We start from the raw sequence: 21,515 nt of genomic DNA on the forward strand, positions 1-21,515 counted from the left end.
GTCCAGAGCCCCCTCCAGCACCACACCCCCATCAACCCCACCACGACGCTCCGCAAGCCGGAACGACAGATCGAACTTCGCCGCCCCCGCCGCCACCGGCTCACCCGTCACCGACAGGCCCGGCAACGAAACAACGGCCGACACCCCACCCTGCTGTGTGTTGTTCAACGTCAACATCGTCTGGAACAACGGATGCCGCGACAGCGACCGCTCCGGATTGACCACCTCCACCAACCGCTCAAACGGAAGATCCTGATAGGCGTACACCTCCAGATCCCGCACCCGCACCCGCTCGATCAGCTCCGCGAACGTCGGGTCACCGGAGGTGTCCGTCCGCAGCACCAGCGTGTTCACGAAGAAGCCGACCAGGTCGTCCAGCGCGTCATCGGTACGGCCGGCCACGGAGGTACCGAGGGGGATGTCCGTCCCCGCGCCCAGGCGCGTGAGCAGCGCGGACAGCGCCGCCTGCACCACCATGAACAGGCTGGCCCGGCGCTCACGGGCGATCCGCGTCAGCTTCTCGTGCAGCTCCGGAGCGAGGTCGAGAGTGACGGAGTCGCCCTGGTAGGTGGCGGCCGCCGGGCGGGGGCGGTCGAACGGCAGCGGCAGCTCCTCCGGAAGGTCCGCCAACGCCGCCTTCCAGTAGGCCAGTTGGCGGGTGATCTCGCTGTCGGGATCGTCCTCCGCACCCAGCACCTCGCGCTGCCAGATGCTGTAGTCCGCGTACTGCACCGGCAACGGCTCCCAGCCCGGAGCCCCGCCGGAGCCGACCCGCGCCGCGTACGCCCCGGTCAGATCGCGGGCCAGCGGGCCCATCGACCACGCGTCACTCGCGATGTGATGCGCGACGACCAGCAGCACATACTCATCGCCGCCAAGCTCGAACAGCGAGACCCTCAGCGGCCTTTCCGACCGGAGGTCGAAGGTATGGCGGCCCTCGGTGAGGAGTTCGGCACGCAGCTGGGTCTCGTCGGTCCGTACGACGTTGAGCTCGACCTCCGCGGTGTCCAGGACCATCTGGTACGGACCGTCGGCGTCCTCGGCGAACACCGTGCGCAGGCTCTCGTGCCGGGCCACCACATCGCCCAGGGCCAGCCGTAACGCGCGCTCGTCCAGCTCACCGCTCAGCCGCAGCGCCACCGGAATGTTGTACGTGGCACTCGGCCCCTCGAACTGATACAGGAACCACAACCGCTGCTGCGCCAGCGACAACGGCAACCGCACCGGACGCGGCACCACCGCCCGCAGCGGGGAGCGCACCGCGGTGGACGCGTCGAGCACGGTCGCGAGCTCGGCGACGGTGGGTGCCTCGAAGACGCGGCGCACCGCCAACTCGACGTCCAGGACCGAGCGGATCCGGCTGACCAGCTTCGTCGCCAGCAGCGAATGGCCGCCGAGGCCGAAGAAGTCGTCATCGATGGTGACCGACTCCAGGCCCAGCACCTCGGCGAACAGACCGCACAGGATCTCCTCGCGCGGCGAACGCGGGGCCCGGCCGCCCGTCGACCCCGGTCCGTAGTCGGGCGCGGGCAGGGCGCGCCGGTCCAGCTTGCCGTTCGGCGTCAGCGGGAAGGCGTCCAGGGTCGCGAACGCGGAGGGCACCATGTAGTCGGGCAGTTGCGCGGCCATATGCCGACGCAGATCGGTGCCGCTCGGTACGGCACCATCCGCCGCCGGGACGAGATAGGCGACGAGCCGTTTGTCGCCGGGCCGGTCCTCGCGGACGAGGACGGCGGCCTGGGCCACGCCGTCATGCCCGGCAAGCACCGTCTCGATCTCACCCAGCTCGATACGGAAGCCCCGCAGCTTGACCTGGTCATCGACCCGGGAGAGGTACTCCAGCTCACCCACGGCAGACCACCGCACCAGGTCACCCGTGCGATACATCCGCCCACCGCCGGTGCGGTCGAACGGATCGGCCACAAACCGCTCCGACGTCAGCCCCGAGCGTCCGTGATAGCCACGGACCACACCCTCACCCGCGATATACAACTCACCCGGCACACCCACCGGCACCGGCCGCAACCCACCGTCCAGCACATACACCTCGGTATTGGCGATCGGCCGCCCGATACGCGGCGCACCCGCCCCCTCCGACGTGACCGACCACGCCGTCGACCAGATCGTGGTCTCCGTCGGGCCATACATGTTCGTCACCGACCCGGCCCGCTCAGCCAACGCCACCGCCAGATCAGCGGGCAGAGCCTCACCACCGACGAGGACCCGCACTCCTGTGAGCACGGAGGCGTCCTCGGCCAACACCGCCCGCCACAAACTCGGCGTCGCCTGCATCACCGAAATCCGCTCAGCCGACACCAACCCACACAACGCCACCGGATCCCGCACCACATCCCGCTCCGCCACCACCACCGCCGCACCACTCAACAACGGCACGAACAGCTCCAGACCCGCGATATCGAACCCCACCGTGGTCACCGCCAGCAACCGGTCCGCCCCGGCGAGCTGCAACCGCTCCGCCATCGCCACCACAAAGTTCGCCAACGGCCCCTGCGGAACGACCACCCCCTTCGGCCGACCCGTCGAACCCGATGTGTAGATCACATACGCCGCGTGGGACGGCGCGGGGGGAACGAACCGCCGCTCCCCCTCCGTCCGGGAAAGCTCCTCGGCGGTCTCCGGCGCGTCCAGCAGCACCCGCGGGATGTCCACATCCGGCAGCACACCCGTCAGCTCATCCGTGGTGAGGATGAGCGTCGGCATGGCGTCCTGGAGCATGTAGGCGAGCCGGTCCGCCGGGTACTCCGTATCCAGCGGCAAGTACGCCGCCCCCGCCTTCCACACCGCCAGCAACGCCACCACCAGATCCACCGACCTCGGCAACGCCACCGCCACGAACGCATCGGGCCGCACCCCACGCCCGACCAGCAACCCCGCCAAACGCCCAGCGCGCTCATCCAGCTCGCGATACGACAGCGACACCCCACCAGCCACCACCGCCACCGCGTCCGGTGTCCGCGCCACCCGCTCCCCGAACAACTCCACCACCGAACGACCCGGCACCTCACCCGCCGTGTCATTCCAGTCCCACAACACCGACCGCGCCTCCGCCTCGTCCAGCACATCGACGCGGCCGACGGGCAGCTCGGGGTCGGCGACGAGTGCGTGCAGGACACGTACGAAACGGTCCAAGAACCGCTGGGCGGCGGCCTCGTCGAAGACATCGGGCCGGTAGTTGAGTCTGAACAGCATGGTGTCGCGGGCGGAGCCGACCAGCATCAGCGGGTAGTGGGTGGCTTCGCGGTCCTTGCTGGGGACGAGTTGGACGGCGGCGGCGATGCCCTCGCCGCCGGTGGCGGCGCGGTCGACGGGATAGTTCTGGAACACCATGGAGGTGTCGAAGAGCTCGCCGTGGCCCACCGCGCGCTGGATCTCGGGGAGTTCGAGGTGCTGGTGTGGTGTGAGCCGGGTCTGCTCGGCCTGGACGCGGGTGAGGAGTTCGACGAACGGTTCTGCGGCACGCACCCGTATCCGGGTGGGCAGGGTGTTGATGAACAGGCCCACCATCCGTTCGACGCCGTCGATCTGTGGCGGGCGCCCGGAGACAGTGGTGCCGAAGACGATGTCGTCGCGACCGGTGTGTCGGCCAAGGGTGATCGCCCAGGCCGTCTGTACGACGGTGTTGAGGGTGACGCCGCGGCTCCGGGCGATCTCGGTGAGGGCGGCGGTGTCGGACCGGGAGAAGGAGGCGAGGACCTCGGCGGAGGCGACCGTGGTGCGGGCGACGCCCGGGGCCACCGGGCTGGGTTCGGCGAGGTCGGCGAACGCCTCGCGCCAGGCGGCGCGGGCGGCCTCGCGGTCCTGTGCCGCCAGCCAGGTGAGGTAATCGCGGTAGGGGCGTACGCGGGGCATGGCGCTGTCGTCGCCGTGGGCGTCGTACAGCGCGCACAGTTCGCCCATGAGGACGGGCAGCGACCAGCCGTCCAGCACCAGGTGGTGGTTGGTCAGCACCAGGCGGTGGAGCGAGGCACCCAGCCGGATGAGGGTGAATCGCAGCAGCGGTGGCCGGGTCACGTCGATCCGTGTGCTCCGGTCGGCGGTCATGGCCTCGGCCGCGGCCGCGGGCCGCTCGCCCTCGGGCAGCGCGGTCAGGTCGGTCTCGGTCCAGGGCAGCGGCACAGTGCGCATCACCACCTGCGCCCAGTCGCCGTTCTTGCGCTGCCGGAAGGCGGCGCGCAGGGTGGCGTGGCGGGCCAGGAGGGCCTCGGCGGCGGTGCGCAGGATGGCCGTGTCCAGCGGGCCCTCGATGTCGAAAGCCGCCTGGACGACGTAGGGGTCGAGTTCACCCTGGTCGTAGACGCTGTGGAAGAGCAGGCCCTCGTGGAGCGGGGCCAGCGGCAGGATGTCCTCGATCTTCCGCGGGGTGCGACTCACTGTCGGGCCTCTTCTTCGTCTTCAGGAGCGTGTACGTCGTCGGATGCGGCCGGCTCTTCGTCGTCCGGCATGTCGTCGAACAGGTCGCCGAGTTCGTCCTCGAATGCCTCGATCTCGTCCTGGGTGATCGAGGACAGGGAGACGTCGGACGGGGTGAGCCCTCCGGCGTCGGGGTTCTCGGCGTGGGTCACGAGTGCTTCGAGCGCCCGGAACCACAGGTCGGCCAGTTCGTGGACCTCGTCCTCGTCGAGGATTCCGCCGGCCCAGGTCCAGTGCGCGACGAGCTGCGATCCGTGGGGGCCGTCATGCGTACGGGCGGTGAGCTCCAGGGCATGGGCGAGCGGCAGGTGCGGCGGATCGCCGGCGACGCTGTCGACGCCGATGAGCGGGGTCCAGTCGGTGTCCTGGCCGACGCCTGTGGTGGAGAAGCGCCCCAGGTAGTTGAAGGCGACCTGAGGATCCCGCAATCCCGCGAACCCCTCGGCCGTGGCGGGGTTGAGATAGCGGACGAGGCCGTAGCCCATGCCCTTGTCGGGCACGGACCTGAGCTGTTCCTTGATCCGTTTGAGGATGTCTCCCGCGCTTCCACCGCCCGCGAACGCCTCGGTGAGGTCGGTGGCGCCCGTCTCCAGGCGCACGGGGTAGAGGTTGGTGAACCAGCCCACCGTGCGTGACAGATCGGCGCCCCGGACGAGGTGCTCCTCGCGGCCGTGCCCCTCCAGGTCGAGAAGGAGGCCGGTCTCCCCGCGCCACCGTTCCCACGCCAGGGTGAAGGCGGTCAGCAGGACGTCGTTGACCTCCGCGTTGAACGCGGCGGGCAATCGGGTCAGCACGGCTTCGGTGACGCTCACCGGAAGGGTGAGGCTGATCCGTCGGGCGGCCGCGGTGGTGTCGCGGGCGGCGTCCAGCGCCCGGCGCCCGAGCCCGCGGTCCTCCTTCCGCAGCGTCTGCTGCCACCAGGCCGCGTCGGCGACCCAGGCCGGTTCGGCCGCTTCCTCGGTCAGCCGCTGGGCCCAACGCCGCAGTGAGGTGCCCACGGGCTGGAGTTCGGGTGTGCGGCCGGCGGCGATGGCCTCGTGGGCCTCCGCGAGGTCGGGTACCAGGATGCGCCAGGAGACTCCGTCGACGACCAGGTGGTGGACGAGGAACAGCAGCAGGCCCGGCGTGTCCGCACCGCGGTCGAACCACACGACCTGTACGAGCGTGCCGCGGTCCAGGTCGAGCCGTTCCCTGGCGCTCTCGCTCTCGGCCCGTACCAGGGCGTCGAGTGCGGGTTCGTCGAGGGGCCGGCCGGCTTGTCCGGTGGCCTGCACATGGCGTACCAGGGGCGCGGCGTCGACCGTGCCGGGTGCCCGTATCTCCAGTCGGCGTCCGGGGCCGTCGGTGAGCCGGGCCCGCAGGGCGTCGTGGTGGTCCATGAGCGCCTGGAAGGTCCGGGTGAGGGTGTCGAGGCGCAGCGCCGCGGGCGTCTGGAGGACGACGGACATGTTGAACCCGTCCAGGTCCTCACCACGCCGCAGCAGCCAGTGCGCGATCGGGGTGAGGGGCACCTCGCCGACGCCGGCGCCCGGCTCCTCGACGACGGTCCCCGCCACCTCCGTGACGACGTCGGCGAGCGCGGCCACGGTGCGGTGCTCGAAGATGTCGCGGACCGACAGTTCGAGTCCCGCCCGCCGGGCCCGGCCGACGAGTTGGATGGACATGATGCTGTCGCCGCCGAGATCGAAGAAGCCGTCGTCGATGCCGCACCCGTCGAGCCCCAGCACGTCGGCGTACAGCCCGCACAGGGTCTTCTCCCGCTCGGTGCGCGGCCCTCGGCCCGTGCCGTCGCGGTCCGCGACGGGAGCGGGAAGCGCCCGCCGGTCGAGCTTTCCGTTGGCGGTGAGGGGCAGTTCGGACAGGACCGTCACGGCCGACGGGACCATGTAGTGCGGCAGGTGCTGTTCGAGGTGGGTACGCAGGGTGGGGACGAGGTCGGCTTCGTCGTGGGCGCCTTCCGGTACGACGTAGGCGACCAGCCGGGTCACCCCGGGGGTGTCCTCGCGGGTGACGACGACCGCCGTGTCGACGTGCGGATGGTCGCCGAGCACGGCTTCGACCTCGCCGGGTTCGACGCGGAAACCGCCGATCTTCACCTGGTCGTCGACGCGCCCCAGGAACTCCAGTTGCCCGAGGCGGTTCCAGCACACGATGTCGCCGGTCCGGTACATACGGGAGCCGGGGGCGCCGAACGGGGTGGCGACAAAGCGTTCCGCGGTGCGGCCGGACCGGTTGAGGTAGCCGCGGGCCAGCTGTGCGCCGCCGATGTAGAGCTCCCCTCGCACACCGGGCGGCACCGGCCGCAGGTACGCGTCGAGCACATGGACCTGGGCGTTCCACAGCGGGTGGCCGATGGACGCGGACGACGGCCACTCGTCGGTGTCCTCGGGGAGCGTGGTGGACGTGGCCGCGTGGGTCTCGGCCGGGCCGTAGATGTTGTGGGCCATATGGCGCCAGTCGCCGGCGCAGAACCGGCGCAACTCGGCGCTGAGCCGGAACTGTTCGCCGCCCTGGAAGATGTCGGTGAGCGAGTCCAGTGGTTCGCCGCGGTCCTCGGCGGCCGCGAGCACCGCGTCGATCACCAAAGTGGGCGCGAACAGCTCATTGACGCCGTGGCGGGCGATCCAGCGGACCAGTTCGTAGGCGTCGCGCCGGACGTGTTCCTCGGGCAGGACGAGCGTTTTGCCCGCCACCAGCGCCTGGAGAATCTCCTGCACCGCGAAGTCGAAGGCGACGGCGAGGAATTGGGCGGTGCGGGTGCCGACGCCGCCGCTGTAGGTGTCGGTGTGCCAGGCGAGCAGGTTCATCAGCGACCCCATGGGCATCACCACACCCTTGGGGGCCCCGGTGGAGCCCGAGGTGTAGACGACGTACGCCGGGTGGCGCGGGTCCAGCGGGCGTACGCGGTCGTCGTCCGTGAGATCGGTGGCCGGGGCGTCGGCGAGCGCCCGTACGGTGGCCGGGTCGTCCAGGACGAGGCAGCGGGCCGGGCCGGTGCCCAGGAGGGGGCGGGTGGCCCCGTCGGTGATCAGGGCGCGGGGCGCACAGTCGTCGAGAATGGCGCGCAGCCGCTGTTCGGGGGCCGAGGTGTCGAGGGTGAGGTAGGCGGCACCCGTCTTGAGGGCGGCGACCAGGGAGACGATCATCTCCGCCGACCTGGGCAGGGCGATCGCCACGATGTCCTCTGCCCCGATTCCCTCGGCGGCCATGAGCCGGGCCAGCCGGTTGGCCCGGGCGTTGAGCTCCTCGTAGGAGAGGGTGGTGTCCTCGGAGATCAACGCGGTGGCGCTGGGCACCTCGGCGGTCTGCCGCTCGAACAGTACGGGCACGGTCTGCGGCGGCACCTCCTGCGCGGTTCCGATCCAGTCACGCAGGATGTGCCGGGTTTCCGCGGGGGTCAGAATGTCGAGCCGCCCGATGGGGCGGTCCGGGTCGGCCACGACGCCTTCGAGCACCCGCAGCAGTCGATCCGCGAAGCCGTCGGCGGTCTTCCGGTCGAAGAGGTCGGCGTTGTACTCGACCGCGGCGTGCATGCCGGTCGGCTCGCCCATGGGCCCGTAGGTCTGGTCGAAGAAGAACGCGAGGTCGAACTTGGCGTGTCCGGTCTCCGGAGCCCGTACGTCCATGGTCAGGCCCGGCAGCCTCAGCACCTCGAGGGCGTCCTGGTTGTTGTCGAAGCCCAGCAGCACCTGGAACAGGGGGTGGCGGGCGAGCGAGCGGACGGGGCTCAGCACTTCGACGAGCCGTTCGAACGGCAGGTCCTGATGCGCGTAGGCGCCGAGGTTCGTCTCGCGGACCCGGCCGACGAGTTCGGTGAAGGCGGGGTTGCCGGAGGTGTCGGTGCGCAGCACCAGCGTGTTGACGAAGAAGCCGACCAGGTCCTCCACGGCGGCGTCGGTCCGCCCCGCGATGGGGCTGCCGATCGGCACGTCCGTACCGGCCCCGAGCCGGGTCAGCAGCGTCGCCAGGGCGGCCTGCACCACCATGAACAGGCTCGACCGCGTGTCGCGCGCCAGGTGGGCCAGGCCCGTGTGAAGCTCCGCGGGTACCTCGAAGGTGATGCGTCCGCCCTGGTGGGACTGGCGCGGTGGCCGGGGCCGGTCGGTGGGCAGCTCCAGTTCCGCCGGGAGATCCGCGAGTGCCCGCTTCCAGTGGGCGAGTTGGCGTGAGATCTCGCTGTCGGGGTCGGACTCGGCACCGAGCACCTCACGCTGCCACAGGGTGTAGTCGGCGTACTGCACCGGCAGCGGCCGCCACCGCGGGGCCTCGCCCGTTTCGACGCGTGTCGTGTACGCCGACGACAGGTCGCGGGCCAGCGGGCCGAGCGACCAGCCGTCGCCCGCGATGTGGTGGACCACCAGGACGAGGACGCACTCCCCGGTGGGTGTGGTGAACAGCCATCCGCGGACGGGTAGTTCGCGGGTGAGGTCAAACGGGTGGGAGGCCGCGGCCCGTACCCTGCCGTCCAGTTCCTCGGGGGTGACCGTCTCCTCGATCAGCTCCGGTCGCGCCTGCTGGGCGGGCAGGATGACCTGCCGCGCACCGGTCCCTTCCGCCGTCTCCTGCGCGAACAGCGTGCGCAGGCTCTCGTGGCGCGCGACGACGTCACCCAGGGCAAGGCGCAGTGCGGTGCGGTCAAGGGTGCCGACGAGCCGCAGGGTGACCGGGATGTTGTAGGTGGCGCTGGGGCCCTCCAGGTGGTGCAGGAACCACAGCCGCTGCTGTGCGTAGGAGAGCGGAACGCGCGGCGGGCGCGGGGCGGGGGTCACGGGAGGCCGGGCGCCGGACGCCTCGTCGAGCACCGCGGACAGACCGGCGACGGTCGGGTTCTCGAAGAGCCGGCGGATGGAGATCTCCACGCCGAGCACCGAGCGCACGCGGCTGAGCAGCCGTACGGCTGACAGGGAATGGCCGCCGGCGGCGAAGAAGTCCGCGTCGATGCCCACGGAGGGAACGCCCAGCATCTCCGCGAAGAGGGTGCACAGGATCTGTTCCCGCGGGTTGCGTGGCGCACGGGACGGCTCGGTCCGCCGGTCGGGTGCGGCGGTTTCGCCCGGACGCTCGGCGGGGGTCTCGACCAGCCGCAGTTCCCCGTCGTGGGACCAGCGGGCCATCCGGCCGGTGCGGTGCATCGCGCTGCCGTGGTCGAAGGGACACGGGAGCGGCCGCCCGGCGTCGGCGATACCGGTGCCGTCCTGGCCGGCCGGGGCCGGGTCCTGGTGCGCCACGTACAGCTGCCCGGGGACACCGGGCGCCACCGGGCGGAGGGCCTCGTCCAGCACATAGACCCGGGTGCCGCTCACCGCGTCGGGCAGCTCCACCCGCGACAGCACGGCGGCCACAGCCGGGCGCCGGGGGTCGCTCCACTCCTCGAGGACGGCCGTCCGCTCGGCCGCGTCGAGTATCCCGGCCTCGGAGACCCGCCGGTCCGGTTCCCCGGCCATGGCGGCCAGCAGCCGCAGATAGCGTTCGCGAAGGGAGCGGGCCGTGCGCGGCTCGAAGAGTTCGGCGCTGAACTCCAGGTCGGCGGCGATGCCGGCGGGCCTCCCCGCGTCGTCGAACCGCTCGGTCAGCTCGAAGTTGAGGTCGAACTTGGTGTCCTCGATCGGCAGCCGTTGCAGTTCCACGGCGAGCCGCGGCAGCCGGGCGACCTCGGCGACCGTGGCCCGGGGGTCGGTGTGGTGAAGGGACAGCGACACCTGGAAGAGCGGATGCCGGGAGAGCGAGCGCTCCGGGTTGAGCACCTCCACCAGCCGCTCGAACGGCAGGTCCTGATGTGCGTACGCCGCCAGGCTCCGCTCCCGGACCCGCTCGATCAGCTCGTTGAACGTCGGATCGCCCGAGGTGTCCGTGCGCAGCACCAGCGTATTGGCGAAGAACCCGACCAGTTCCTCGACGGCCGTGTCGGTGCGGCCGGCGATCGGTGTGCCGATGGGAATGTCGGTGCCGGCGCCGAGCCGGGTCAGCAGCGCCGCGAGCCCGGCCTGCAACACCATGAACAGGCTGGAGCGGGTCCTGCGGGCCAGCCCGTACAGCGCCTGATGGAGTTCGGCGGGGATGCGGAAGGAGTCCTGGCCGCCGCGCTGCGTCAGCTCCTCGGTGCGCACCCGGTCCGCGGGCAGCGCGAGTTCGTCCGGGATGCCCGCCAGCGCGGTGGTCCAGTAGGCGAGCTGGCGGGAGAGCTCGCTGTCGGGGTCGTCCTCCGCTCCCAGGACCACCCGCTGCCAGAGGCTGTAGTCCGCGTACTGCACCGGCAGCGGCTGCCACCGCGGGGCCTCGCCCGTTTCGACGCGCGCCGTGTACGCCGTCGCCACGTCACGCGCCAGGGGTCGCATCGACCAGCCGTCACCCGCGATGTGGTGCAGGAGCAGCAGGAGTACGTGCTCGTCCGGCCCCAGTTCGAACAGCGTGACCCGCAGCGGTGGTTCATGGGACAGGTCGAAGACGTGCCGAGCCTCGGCGGTGAGCTCTGCCGCGAGCCGGTCCTCCGCCACCGTCCGCACGCCGAGATCGATCGCGGCGTGGCGCGGTTCCAGAACGACCTGGGTGAAGCCCTCTTCGTCCTCGGCGAAGACGGTGCGCAGGCTCTCGTGGCGTGCCACCACGTCGCCCAGGGCGAGGCTCAGCGCCTCCCGGTCCAGAGGTCCGGTCAGGCGCAGCGCGCCGGGCGCGTTGTAGGCGGTGCTTCCCTCGTCCAGCAGGTCCAGGAAGCGGAGGCGGGCTTGCGCGTACGAGACGGGGACGCGGGACGGGCGCGCGGTCGCGGTCAGGGCGGGGCGGGCGGTGGAGGTGCCGAGGGCCGTCCGGTCCAGGAGGGTGGAGATGCCCGCGACGGTGGGGGTCTCGAACAGCTGCCGGATGGGCAGCTCCGCGTCCAGGACGCCACGGATCCTGCTGACGAGCCTCGTCGCCAGCAGGGAGTGACCACCCAGACGGAAGAAGTCGTCATCGATGGTGACCGACTCCACGCCCAGCACCTCGGCGAACAGACCACACAGGATCTCCTCACGCGGCGAGCGTGGGACACGGCCCACGGCCGTGTCGGGCCCGTACTCGGGCGCGGGCAGGGCACGCCGGTCCAGCTTCCCGTTCGGCGTCAGCGGCAGCTCGGAGAGGGTGACGAACGCCGAGGGCACCATGTAATCCGGCAACAGACCCGCGGCATGCTCCCGCAAGCCCACTTCGGAAACCGTGCCGTCCGCCACCACATAGGCGACCAGCCGCCGGTCCCCGGCCCGGTCCTCCCGCACGACCACAGCCGTCCGCGCGACATCGGGGTGACCGCTGATGACGGCCTGGATCTCACCCAGCTCGATACGGAACCCACGCACCTTGACCTGGTCATCGACCCGGCCCACATACACCAACTGCCCATCGGCGTTCCAGCGCGCCAGATCCCCCGTGCGATACATCCGCGCACCCACAGGGCCGTAAGGGTCGGCGGTGAAACGCTCCGCCGTCAGGTCCGCACGACGCCAGTAGCCCCGCGCCAGAACCACACCGGCGATGTAGAGCTCACCGGCCGCCCCCGGCGGCACCGGACGCAACGACGCGTCCAGGACATAGGCGCGGGTGTTCCGGAACGGCCGCCCGATCGGCACCGGCCCCGCCGCCACCGCGGCACCAGGCTCGATGCGGAAGTCCGCGCAGTTGACCGTTGCCTCGGTGGGACCGTACGCGTTGACCACCGTCACATCCGGATGCGCGGCCCGCCACGACGTCAGCGCCTCCCCGACCAACGCCTCGCCACCGGTGATCAGCGTGCCCGACGGCGACACCTCCTCGGGCAGCGCTTCCAGCATTCCCAGATGGGAGGGGGTGCCCTTCATAAACGACGGCCGACCAGCATGTCCGGCGTGCTCATCCAGCTCACCCAGCACCACCCGGCCACCGCTGACCAACGGCGTGTACAACGCCGTCACCGTCAGATCGAACGCCACTGACGAATGCAGCAACGCCGTCCCCGACGCATCCGGATACACCTCACGCGCCCGCTCCAGATACGCCCCCACCGAACGATGCTCAACCACCACACCCTTCGGACGCCCCGTCGAACCCGACGTATAAATCACATACGCGGAGGTGTTGAGACCGGTGATCGCCGGTACCGGATCAGCCGCATACTCGTCAGCCGCCGCGAGCACCGCCACATCATCGATGACCAGCACCGGCCGTGCGTCATCCAGAATGTGCGCTATGCGCTCGGCCGGATACTCCGGATCCACCGGCACATACGCGCCACCTGCCTTGACCACACCCAGCAGCGTCACCACCAGCTCCACCGACCGGGGCAGGACCACCGCCACAAACGACTCCGGCCCCACCCCCTGCCCCACCAACCACCGCGCCACCCGATTCGACCACGCCTCCAACTCCGCATACGTCAGCCGAACGTCGCCACACACCACCGCCACCGCGCCCGGCGTCCGCACCACCTGCTCCGCGAACAACACCGGCAACGACACACCCCGTACGTCGCGCCGCTCGCCGTTCCACTCGACCAGCACCCGCTCCCGCTCCGCCGCATCCAGCAACTCCACCTCACCGATACGACGCTCGGGCTGTCCCACGGCCCACTCCAGCACCCGCACCAGCCTTTCCTGGTGGGCGGCGAGCTCTCGTTCGTCGTAGAGGGCCGGGTCGGCGTCGAACTCCACGCGGATGCCTCTGCCGGAGGCCGCCGTGCCATAGAAGTTGATCTTCAGATCGTTGACGGGCCCGGTGGACAGGGGGTGGGGGGTGGCGCGACTCTCGCCGAACCTGAGCTCGTCGACGTACGCCACCACGTTGAGTGTCGGGCCGAGACGGGCCTGGCGGCCTCCCGAGAGCCCGAGCTCCCTGACGAGTTCCTCGCCCCGGAACCGCTGGTGCCTGACGACATCGGCCAGCGAGCGCGACACCGACGCGACCAGCTCCGTGAACGTGGTCCCCGGGGTGGCGGTCACCCGGATGGGCAGGACGTTCACCATCGCGCTCGGCGTGCCCAGGGACACCCGGCTGGTGCGGCCTGCCAGGGGCATCGAGAAGGTGAGGTCCGTGCGGCCGGTCATGCGGTGGTAGAGGACGGCTGTGGCCGCGATGGCGACTGCCGGCCACTGCGCCCGGAGCCGGTCGCTCAGCGCGGTGAGCCGATCGGCCAGGGCGGTCGGCAGGGTCAGGATGCGCCGCAAACCGCTGTGGGTGCTGCCGGCCGAGCGGCCCGCGAGCGCCACCGGGTCGGGCACCTCCTCGAACAGGTCGAGCCAGTGGGCCCGGTCCTGGGCATGGCGGCGCGAGCCCGGATAGCCGGTCTCCTCGGCGATCACCCGGTCGAGGGTGGCGAAGCCGGACTCGGGCGGCTCGGTACCGGTGAGCAGGGCGGTGTAGAGGGCCGCGACCCGCGCGCCGTACACGGACTGTCCGAACGCGTCGAGGACGGCGTGGTGGTAGCGGTGGAAGTAGAAGGACCGGTCGTCGGCCAGGAGCAGCAAGGTCTGATCGCTCAGGGGGCCGCGGCCGAGGTCGAAGGGGATGCGCATCTCCGCGTTCATCCACCGGTGCGCCGCGGCCTCCGGGTCCGCCGCGTCGCGCAGGTCGCGCACGCGCAGAGACGACGGCTCGGCGGGCACGACGAGTTGGCACAGCCGGGTGTCCTCGGTGCGCTCGGTGTCCTCGGTGGGATCGGTGTCCCCGGTGGGATCGGTGTCCTCGCTGGGATCGGTGTCCTCGGTGAAGTACGACCGCAGCGCCTCGGTCTCCTCGACGGCCCGCCGTACCGCCTCTCCGAGGACGCCGGTGTCGACCGGGCCGTGGATCTCCAGATAGGCGCCGCAGTTGTAGAGGGGACTGTCCGGCTGCAGTTGCTGGGCGACCCACACGCCCAACTGGGCGGCGCTTACGGGTCGACGGAGCGTACGGGCGGCGTCGGACATGGCGGAGCGGTCCTCTCGGTTCTGCGGAGTGGCGGACTGCGCGGGATGGGATGCGGTGGCGGCTGCGGTGCGGCTGGCGGCTGCGGTGCGGGGTGCCCGTCAGGCGTACTGGGCCAGTTCCTTGGCGAGGGCCTCGCTGAGCGCGTCGATGGTCGGGTTGTCCCACAGGAGCGTCGGGTCGAGGGAGATGTCGAGGTGGTCCTCGAGCTCTCCGGCGACGGACAGGACGTACAGCGAGTCGAGTCCGTAGTCGGAGAGCCGCACGCTGGTGTCGATGGTGTCGGCGGGCCGCTCGAGGTGGGAGGCGACGCAGTTGGTCAGCCATTCCCGCAGGCTGTCGACGGTGTGCTGGCCGGCGTGGAGGTCGGACATGGGTGTCTCCTTCGCAGTGGGGCGGGCGTCCGGGCGCGACGGCTAGGGACGGTCGGGGAGAGGGCGTTCGGCCAGGTCGAACGAGCGGCCGGTGTCGTAGCGGTGGTCGAGGTCCGCGAACAGGCGCTCCAGTGCGGGGCCCGACGGCTGCGGTGTCCGTCGCGCATGCGTGACGAGTGCGCGGCCGGGCGCCGCGGCAAGCAGTTCGGGGTCGCACAGTGCGGTGGCGGCCGGGGCCGTGGTGAGCTCCGCGCCGGTCATGCCGCTGAGCGGAGCGGCATGACCGGCGGGCTCCGGCGGCCGGCCCGCTCGGCTTCCCCGGCCCGTACCGCCGGGCCGGCCCTCGGCCGCGAAGAGGGCGTGCTGCATCTCGTTCAGCAGCAGGTGGAAGGCGGCGTGTTCGCTCTCCCTGATGTAGAAGCGCGACCCCATGGCCAGCGAAAGGCGGTCCATCGCGCCCTGGAGCACGCGCGGTACGAGCACCCGGACCACGCGGTCGTGGGCGTCCGGCCGGGCGGGGAAGGCATCGGTGCCCCGGACCGCGAGTGTCGTCAGCGTGTCGCACAGCAGCAGGTCGGCGTAGGCGCCCGCGAGTACCGCGCGCAACTGGGGAATGTCGATGGCCGCCGCGCCGTACAGGCGCCGGGCCCGCAGATGGCGCAGCGTCATACGCAGGCCGGAGTCGAGTGTGCCGACGGCGGCCGCACCGACCGTCACGGCGCCGCTCCCCCGCTGGGCCTCACCGCCGGACCGGGTCAGCGTGGGCGATCTGCGGTAGCCGGCGCGCAGAGCGTGCATCCGCGATTCCGGGGACGCGTCGCCGTCCTCGGCGCCGCCCGCGCCGAGGGCGCGGAAGGGCTCACCGGCCGGCGGGTGTCCGGCCTCCCGTGCGGCGAGGATTGCCCGGAAGCCGTTGGGGTTCGCGGTGTCGTAGGGGTCGCCGAGGCGCTTTTCCACGGTGGTGGCGAGGGCGACGGAGGCAGTGGTGGTGTTCACGAGGCGGCCCCCTCCTGGGAGCCGGTGGGCTCCACGTGGTCGAGGAGTGAGTGGAAGGGAGCGGACGGGCGGGCGAGGACCGCTTCGGCGAGGTCGTCGAAGGCGGTGCGGTCGGCGTCGTCGACGAGCTCGTCCAGGTCGGTGAGCGCCTTGACGAGACAGGCGAGCAGCGCGGCCTCCGGGAGGGGGCTCCGGGCGCGGACGGCGGCGCGCAACCACAGGTGGAGCGCCGAAGCCGCCGCGAAGCACGACTCGAACCGCTCGGCGAGCCGGAACGCATGGCCGGGGACGGCGCGGGGCGAGAACCGGATCGCCGCCATGTCCTTGTGGAGCCGGTCGGACACGTCCAGGAGCCGCCCGGCCAGGGTGGTGAGCGCCGTGGAGGCGTGGCCGCGTGCGGCCAGGTCCCGCAGCTCGCCGACCGCCGACGGCAGGCCGGCCACGACGGAGCAGCCGCCGCTGGAGACCAGGCCGAACGCGTGGGGCCGCATCGGGCGCAGCGGAGCGTGCGGATTCGTGGCCTCGGCGAGGCCCTCCGCGTCCCACCGGCCCTTCGCGTAGCCGCGGGCGACGCGGGGGAACTGCTCGATCAGGGCGCTGCGGTTGACCAGGCTGCTGCCGTCGAAGATGCCGATGATGCGGTGGTCGCGTTCCACCTTGGCGAATCCGGTGTGCGGGTCGTCGGGGCTGAGCAGTCCGTACGGGCCGAGGAGGTGCAGCAGGCGCGCGATGAGGTCGTCGATCTCGGCGGGCACATATGCCTTCGCGACGGCGGAGACCACGCTCATCTCGCCGGGGAGCGCGTGTGGGGAGCGCGCCGCCACCAGGCCGGTGGCGTCGGAGAGCAGCAGGCCCGCGGCGGCCTCGCCCAGCTCCCGCCGCACGTACGGGTCCAGCGCGAGCCCTCCGCCGGCGGCGTCCTGGGCCACGAACTCGGCGGCCAGGGCGAGCGCGTGGTCTCCCGCGCCCAGTGACATCGCGACACAGCCGGTCCGGGAGAGGTGCAGCGCCTTGAGGATGATCTCGATGCCCTCACCGACCCGCCCGATGAGCGCTTCCTCGGGCAGTGGCGCGTCATGGAACGCGATGCCGCTGATGTCCGCGCCCCGGATGCCGTAGGTGGGCACTTTGGGCAGGTGGGTGAAGTGTTCCGGGGCGAGCCGGGACTTGTCCACGAGGAAGAGGCTGAAGCCACGCGGACCGCCTCTTTCGTCGGTGCGGGCCAGGACGGTGACCAGACCGGCCCGGGTGGCGGAGTTGATCAGCCACTTCTCGCCGGACAGCAGCCAGCCGCCACCCGGGGCGGGCCCGGCGGTCAGCTCACCGGCCATCAGATCGCTGCCGTGGTGGCGTTCGGTCAGGGCGCAGGAGACGGTCGTTCCCTCCGCTATCCGCCGTCCCAGCCGGCGGGCGGCCTCCGGCTCTCCCGCGATCCAGGTGGCGGCGGCCCCGAGATAGGTCTTCCCGTGCGAGACGGCCACGGTCAGGTCGATCCGGGACACGGCCCGCAGCAGCCGCATGACGACGTCGAAGCTCTCCAGTGCGCCGCCGTGTTCGGCCGGTACATAGAAGCGCCGCAGTCCGAACGCGTCGAGCGCCCGGCAGGCCTCGGTGGGAAATGCCTCGGCACGGTCGAGCTCGGCGAGCGCCTCGGGTGCGAAGGGCCGCCCGGGTCCGGTGAGCTCGCCGAGCAGGCGGGTGAGCCGCTCGAGGGGTGTGGCGGAGGGGTCTTGGGTCCGGGTGGCCGGGGAGGCGGTGGTCATATGGCGGCCTCCTGGGGCTCGGGTAAGGGGCGCAGCAGGCTCTGTTCGTAGGCGGCGTAGGTGGGCCGCAACGCGCCGGCGCGGAACAGGTCGCGCATCGCCGACCGCTGGATCTTGCCGCTGGTGGTGCGGCGTACTCCGCCGGGGCGCAGCAGCAGGACGGCGCCGACGGGGGCGCCGAATTCGCGGGCGACGGTGAGCCGCATCTCGGCGGCGAGTTCGCGCAGCCGTTCCTCGTCCTTGATGCCGCGCACCTCGTGGGTGACCACGAGCACCTCGTCGCCCTGGGGGCCCTCGCCCGGTACGGCGAAGCACGCGCCGACGAGATTGCCGAGCTCGGGCCACTGGGTGCGCAGTTCATCCTCGATATCCTGCGGATAGAGGTTGCGGCCGCGCAGGTTGAGGACGTCCTTGATGCGGCCGGTGATGTGGAGTTCGCCCTGGTAGAGGACCCCGAGGTCGCCGGTGCGCAGCCAGCCGGCGTCGCCGTCCGCGGTCGTGGCGCGGAACTCGGCCTCGTTGGTGGCCTCGCGGTTCCAGTAGCCCTGGCCGACGATGTCACCGCGTATCCAGATCTCACCGACGCCGCCTTCGGGCAGGACGTGCCGGGTGTCGGGTTCGACGATGCGCACCTCGGCGCCGAGCGGCGGGCCGCAGCCGACGACGGCGCGGGCGGGCTCGTCGGGGGCCGCGGGCCGGAACTCGTGGCGCTCCAGCAGTTCGGCGGAGACCTGCCGCACCCGGGGGGCGCCGCCCGCCACCCCGGAGATGAAGAGGGTCGCCTCGGCCATGCCGTAGCAGGGGGTCAGGGCGTCGGCGCGCAGGCCGTGGCCGGCGAAGCGCCGCTGGAATCGTTCGAGCACGGCGGCGCGTACGGGTTCGGAGCCATCCAGCGCGTGCCGCCAGCGGGACAGGTCCAGGCCCTCGCTCTGGGCGTCGGTGACCCGTCGGCTGCACAGGTCGTATGCGAAGTCCGGCGCCGCGGACGCCTCGATGCCATAGCGGTCGATCATGTGCAGCCACAGGTGGGGGCGTTTGAGGAAGGTGGTGGGGCTCATCAGGACGGTGGTCGAGCCGAGCAGCAGCGGTGGGAGTATCGAGCCCATCAGCCCCATGTCGTGGAAGTGCGGGATCCACCCGCCGATGGGGGTGGTGTCGTCCAGCTCCAGGGAGTCGGCCAGATTGGCGGTGTTGTGCAGCACATTGCCGTGGCTGATCATGACGCCTTTGGGATCGCCGGTGGAACCGGAGGTGTACTGGAGCACGGCGAGCGTGTCGTGTCCGGCGGGCGTCATCGTCCATGCGTGCGGATCGGGGGCGTCGCCGTCGTCGGTGACCAGCAGGGGAAGGGTGTCGAGTCCCTCCTCGGCGGCCCACGCCCCGATGTCGGCGCGGGTGGCGGTATCGGTGAGGATCGCCACCGCGCCCGCGTCGTCCGCGATGCGCCTGACCCGGTAGCGCTCATGCCGGTACCGGCCGGGCAGGGACGAGGGAACCGCGACGGCGCCCGCGTACAGGCAGCCGAAGAAGGCGGTGACGAAGGCCGGGCCGGCGGGGTACAGCAGGACGACGCGGCCTCCCGGCGGGACGTGGGCGCGCAGCCGTACGGCGACACTCCTGGCTTGTGCGTCGAGTTCCGCATAGGTGAGCCGATGTGCTCCGTCGGTGCGCAACGGGTCCGTCACGAATACGGCCGCCGTCTTTTCCGGACGGTTTTCCGCATGCTCCCGGAGCACTGCGTCAACGCTGGGGGCGGTGACGATTCCCGCCATATCCGAGGCCCTGCCCTTCGTGTCCGCGAACTGAGTTTCCATGCGCCGATATGGCGCTGCCGTGCATTTCTACCGAGGGACCGCAACCCGGGAAAGGCACTGACAACAAATTGCACAATGCACGCCATCCCCTCGGCGCAAATCGCCCCATAGCACTCATATCGCACCGCGATCCTGGGGCGCACCGGCCAGTACTGGCCAGGAAACGTCCCGCCGGGTCGATTTCCGCGCGATAGAGTCGAAGTGCGTTCGTTCCACATGGACGACACAGCTATCCGATACATCCGCGCTCAGTCATCGCGTAGCCGGTCATGGCGGCGGATTCTTTGATCCTGCCTTTTTCGATTACCGCTCCAGGAATTTGGCGCACCGTGCCGCGCACCAGCGGGCGCACGACTCCCGGAGGAATTTCATGACCCGTAGCCCGTCGTTACCGGACGGCGGCGCCTTCGCTCCCGCCTGGCACGGCAGCAGCCCTTGGGCACAACTGCTGATCCTCACCCAGCGGTCGCTCAAGGCTCATCTCGCGCACCGCCGGACCCTGGTCCTCGCCATGCTGCAGCCGGTCTTCATGCTGCTTCTGCTCAGCGAGGTCTTCGGCAGCATCGTCGACCTCGACCACCTGCCCGACGGCGTCTCCTACCTGGACTATCTGCTGCCCGCGCTGCTGGTGACCACGGGCATCGGGCCCGCGATCGCCTCCGGTATCGGCCTGGTCCGGGACATGGACAACGGTGCGGTGGCACGGCTGCGCACCCTGCCCATCCACGCGCCGCTGCTGCTGTTCGCCCGCAGCTTCGCCGACCTGCTGCGCACCACCGGACAGCTGACGATCCTGCTCGTGGTGGCCGTGGTGTTCATGGGCGCCGACCCGGCCGGCGGCGGCGTGGGACTGGTGGCCGCGCTGCTGCTGACCTGTGTAGTGGTGTGGGCGATGACCTGGATCTTCCTGGCGCTGGCGGCCTGGCTGCGCAGCGCCGAGGCGATGCAGAGCGCCGCCTATCTGGTGACGTTCCCGCTGATGTTCGCCTCCAGCGCCTTCGTCCCCGTGGACCGGATGCCGGGCTGGCTGCAGCTCCTGGCGATCCTCAACCCGCTGTCGTACGCGATGGACGCCTCGCGCGCGCTCTGCCTCGACCAGCCGCTGGGCGCCCAGGTGTGGTCAGCCCTGGGCGCGAGCGCCCTCGTCGCGCTGCTCGGATCGAGCGCGGCGGTGTGGGCGTTCCGGCGGCCCCTGGTCTGAGCTCATCCCCCTTACCCCACCCCTCCCCCTCATCAGACGAAACGGAGAGCCCTCATGCCCGAGCAGACAGATGCCCTGCGGCGGCTGGACGCCGCCCCCGGGCCCGGCACCGACGCCGCGGCCTGGGTCACCGAACACCGTGCGGAGATACGGGCCCTGGTGGCCCACCACGGTGGCCTGCTGGTCCGCGGCCTGGACCTGGACGGCCCCGAACACGCCGCCTCCGTGGTCCGCGGGGTCATCGGCGAAGGCATGGCCGAGCGCGAGGGGTTCGCTCCCCGCGACGAGTTCGGACCGGGCCTGTACTCCTCCTCGCACTGGCCGGCCGACCAGCCCATGTGCATGCACCACGAGCTCAGCTACGCGGCCGAGGCGCCCCGGCTGATGGCCTTCGCCTGCGTCACCCCGCCGTCCGCCGGCGGTGTCACGGCCGTCGCCGACGCCCGTGCGGTGCTGCGTGACCTGCCGGATGGACTCGTCGAGCGCTTCGAACGCCACGGTTGGGTGCTGACCCGCCACTACAACCCGTTCGTCGGGATCGGATGGGAGGACGCGTTCGGCGCCAAGAACCCCGACGAGGTGGAGCGTTACTGCGCCGACCACGGCATCGAGGTGCGCTGGGACGCCGAGGGCGGCCTGCGCACCCGGCAGACCCGTCCGGCCGTCGTAGCCGATCCCGAGTCCGGCGAACGGTGCTGGTTCAACCAGATCGCGTTCCTGAACGAGTGGACGATGGCTCCCGAGGTGCGTGAGTTCCTCACCGCGGAGTTCGGCCCCGACGGGCTGCCGTTCAACACCTTCTACGGTGACGGCTCGCCCCTGGACAGCGCCACCGTCGATCTCATCAACGCGGCCTACGAGAAGCACACGGTGCGCGAGCCCTGGCAGCGCGGCGACCTCATGGTCATCGACAACGTCCGCATGGCGCACAGCCGCGAGCCCTACCGGGGCGACCGCGAGATCGTCGTCGGCCTCGGCGAACCGTTCCGTCCGTAGGCACACCGACCGCCGGTCAGATGGCGGGACC

8 protein-coding genes (1 of these 8 cut by a window edge) are annotated in these 21,515 nt (G+C 71.2%); 2 read left to right on the plus strand and 6 right to left on the minus strand.

What is annotated here, in order from left to right; all coding sequences use genetic code 11:
- The 6 genes from JK364_RS03270 to JK364_RS03295 all read right to left on the minus strand — a co-directional run.
- Nucleotides 1-4,392 carry the 5' end (the start) of a non-ribosomal peptide synthetase gene (locus JK364_RS03270; protein ID WP_201847284.1) on the minus strand. 16,119 nt of this gene lie to the left of the window's left edge, so 4,392 of the gene's 20,511 nt are visible here — the first part of the coding sequence; the start codon lies at nucleotides 4,390-4,392; the stop codon falls past the left edge of the window.
- A complete protein-coding gene (locus JK364_RS03275) occupies nucleotides 4,389-14,342 on the minus strand; it encodes a non-ribosomal peptide synthetase (RefSeq protein ID WP_201847286.1) in 9,954 nt (3,317 codons plus the stop codon). The genes JK364_RS03270 and JK364_RS03275 overlap by 4 nt, the downstream gene beginning before the upstream one ends.
- Nucleotides 14,343-14,441: 99 nt before the next feature.
- A complete protein-coding gene (locus JK364_RS03280; RefSeq protein ID WP_201847287.1) occupies nucleotides 14,442-14,714 on the minus strand; it encodes an acyl carrier protein in 273 nt (90 codons plus the stop codon).
- A 42-nt stretch (nucleotides 14,715-14,756) separates the two neighbouring features.
- Entirely contained in the window at nucleotides 14,757-15,710 is a 954-nt protein-coding gene (locus tag JK364_RS03285; RefSeq protein ID WP_201847289.1) for a hypothetical protein, read from the minus strand.
- Nucleotides 15,707-17,473 carry an acyl-CoA dehydrogenase family protein gene (locus JK364_RS03290; protein WP_201847292.1) on the minus strand — a complete coding sequence of 589 codons (1,767 nt, stop codon included), beginning with the start codon at nucleotides 17,471-17,473 and terminating at the stop codon, nucleotides 15,707-15,709. Before JK364_RS03290 ends, JK364_RS03285 begins: the two co-directional genes overlap by 4 nt.
- Nucleotides 17,470-19,287, minus strand: a complete 1,818-nt coding sequence (locus JK364_RS03295) for a fatty acyl-AMP ligase (RefSeq protein WP_372461909.1) — start codon at nucleotides 19,285-19,287, stop codon at nucleotides 17,470-17,472. The genes JK364_RS03290 and JK364_RS03295 overlap by 4 nt, the downstream gene beginning before the upstream one ends.
- A 370-nt stretch (nucleotides 19,288-19,657) precedes the next feature.
- Here JK364_RS03295 and JK364_RS03300 point away from each other — a divergent pair, with 370 nt between their 5' ends.
- Both JK364_RS03300 and JK364_RS03305 read left to right on the plus strand, forming a co-directional pair.
- The gene (locus tag JK364_RS03300; RefSeq protein ID WP_201847294.1) at nucleotides 19,658-20,488 is read left to right on the plus strand and encodes an ABC transporter permease; all 831 of its coding nucleotides are present in this window, start codon (nucleotides 19,658-19,660) and stop codon (nucleotides 20,486-20,488) included.
- Between the two features lie 54 nt (nucleotides 20,489-20,542).
- Nucleotides 20,543-21,484, plus strand: a complete 942-nt coding sequence (locus JK364_RS03305; protein ID WP_201847296.1) for a TauD/TfdA family dioxygenase — start codon at nucleotides 20,543-20,545, stop codon at nucleotides 21,482-21,484.
- The last annotated feature ends 31 nt before the right edge of the window (nucleotides 21,485-21,515 follow it).

The organism is Streptomyces endocoffeicus (assembly GCF_016741935.1).
In the GTDB taxonomy this organism is placed as follows: Bacteria; Actinomycetota; Actinomycetes; order Streptomycetales; family Streptomycetaceae; genus Streptomyces; species Streptomyces endocoffeicus.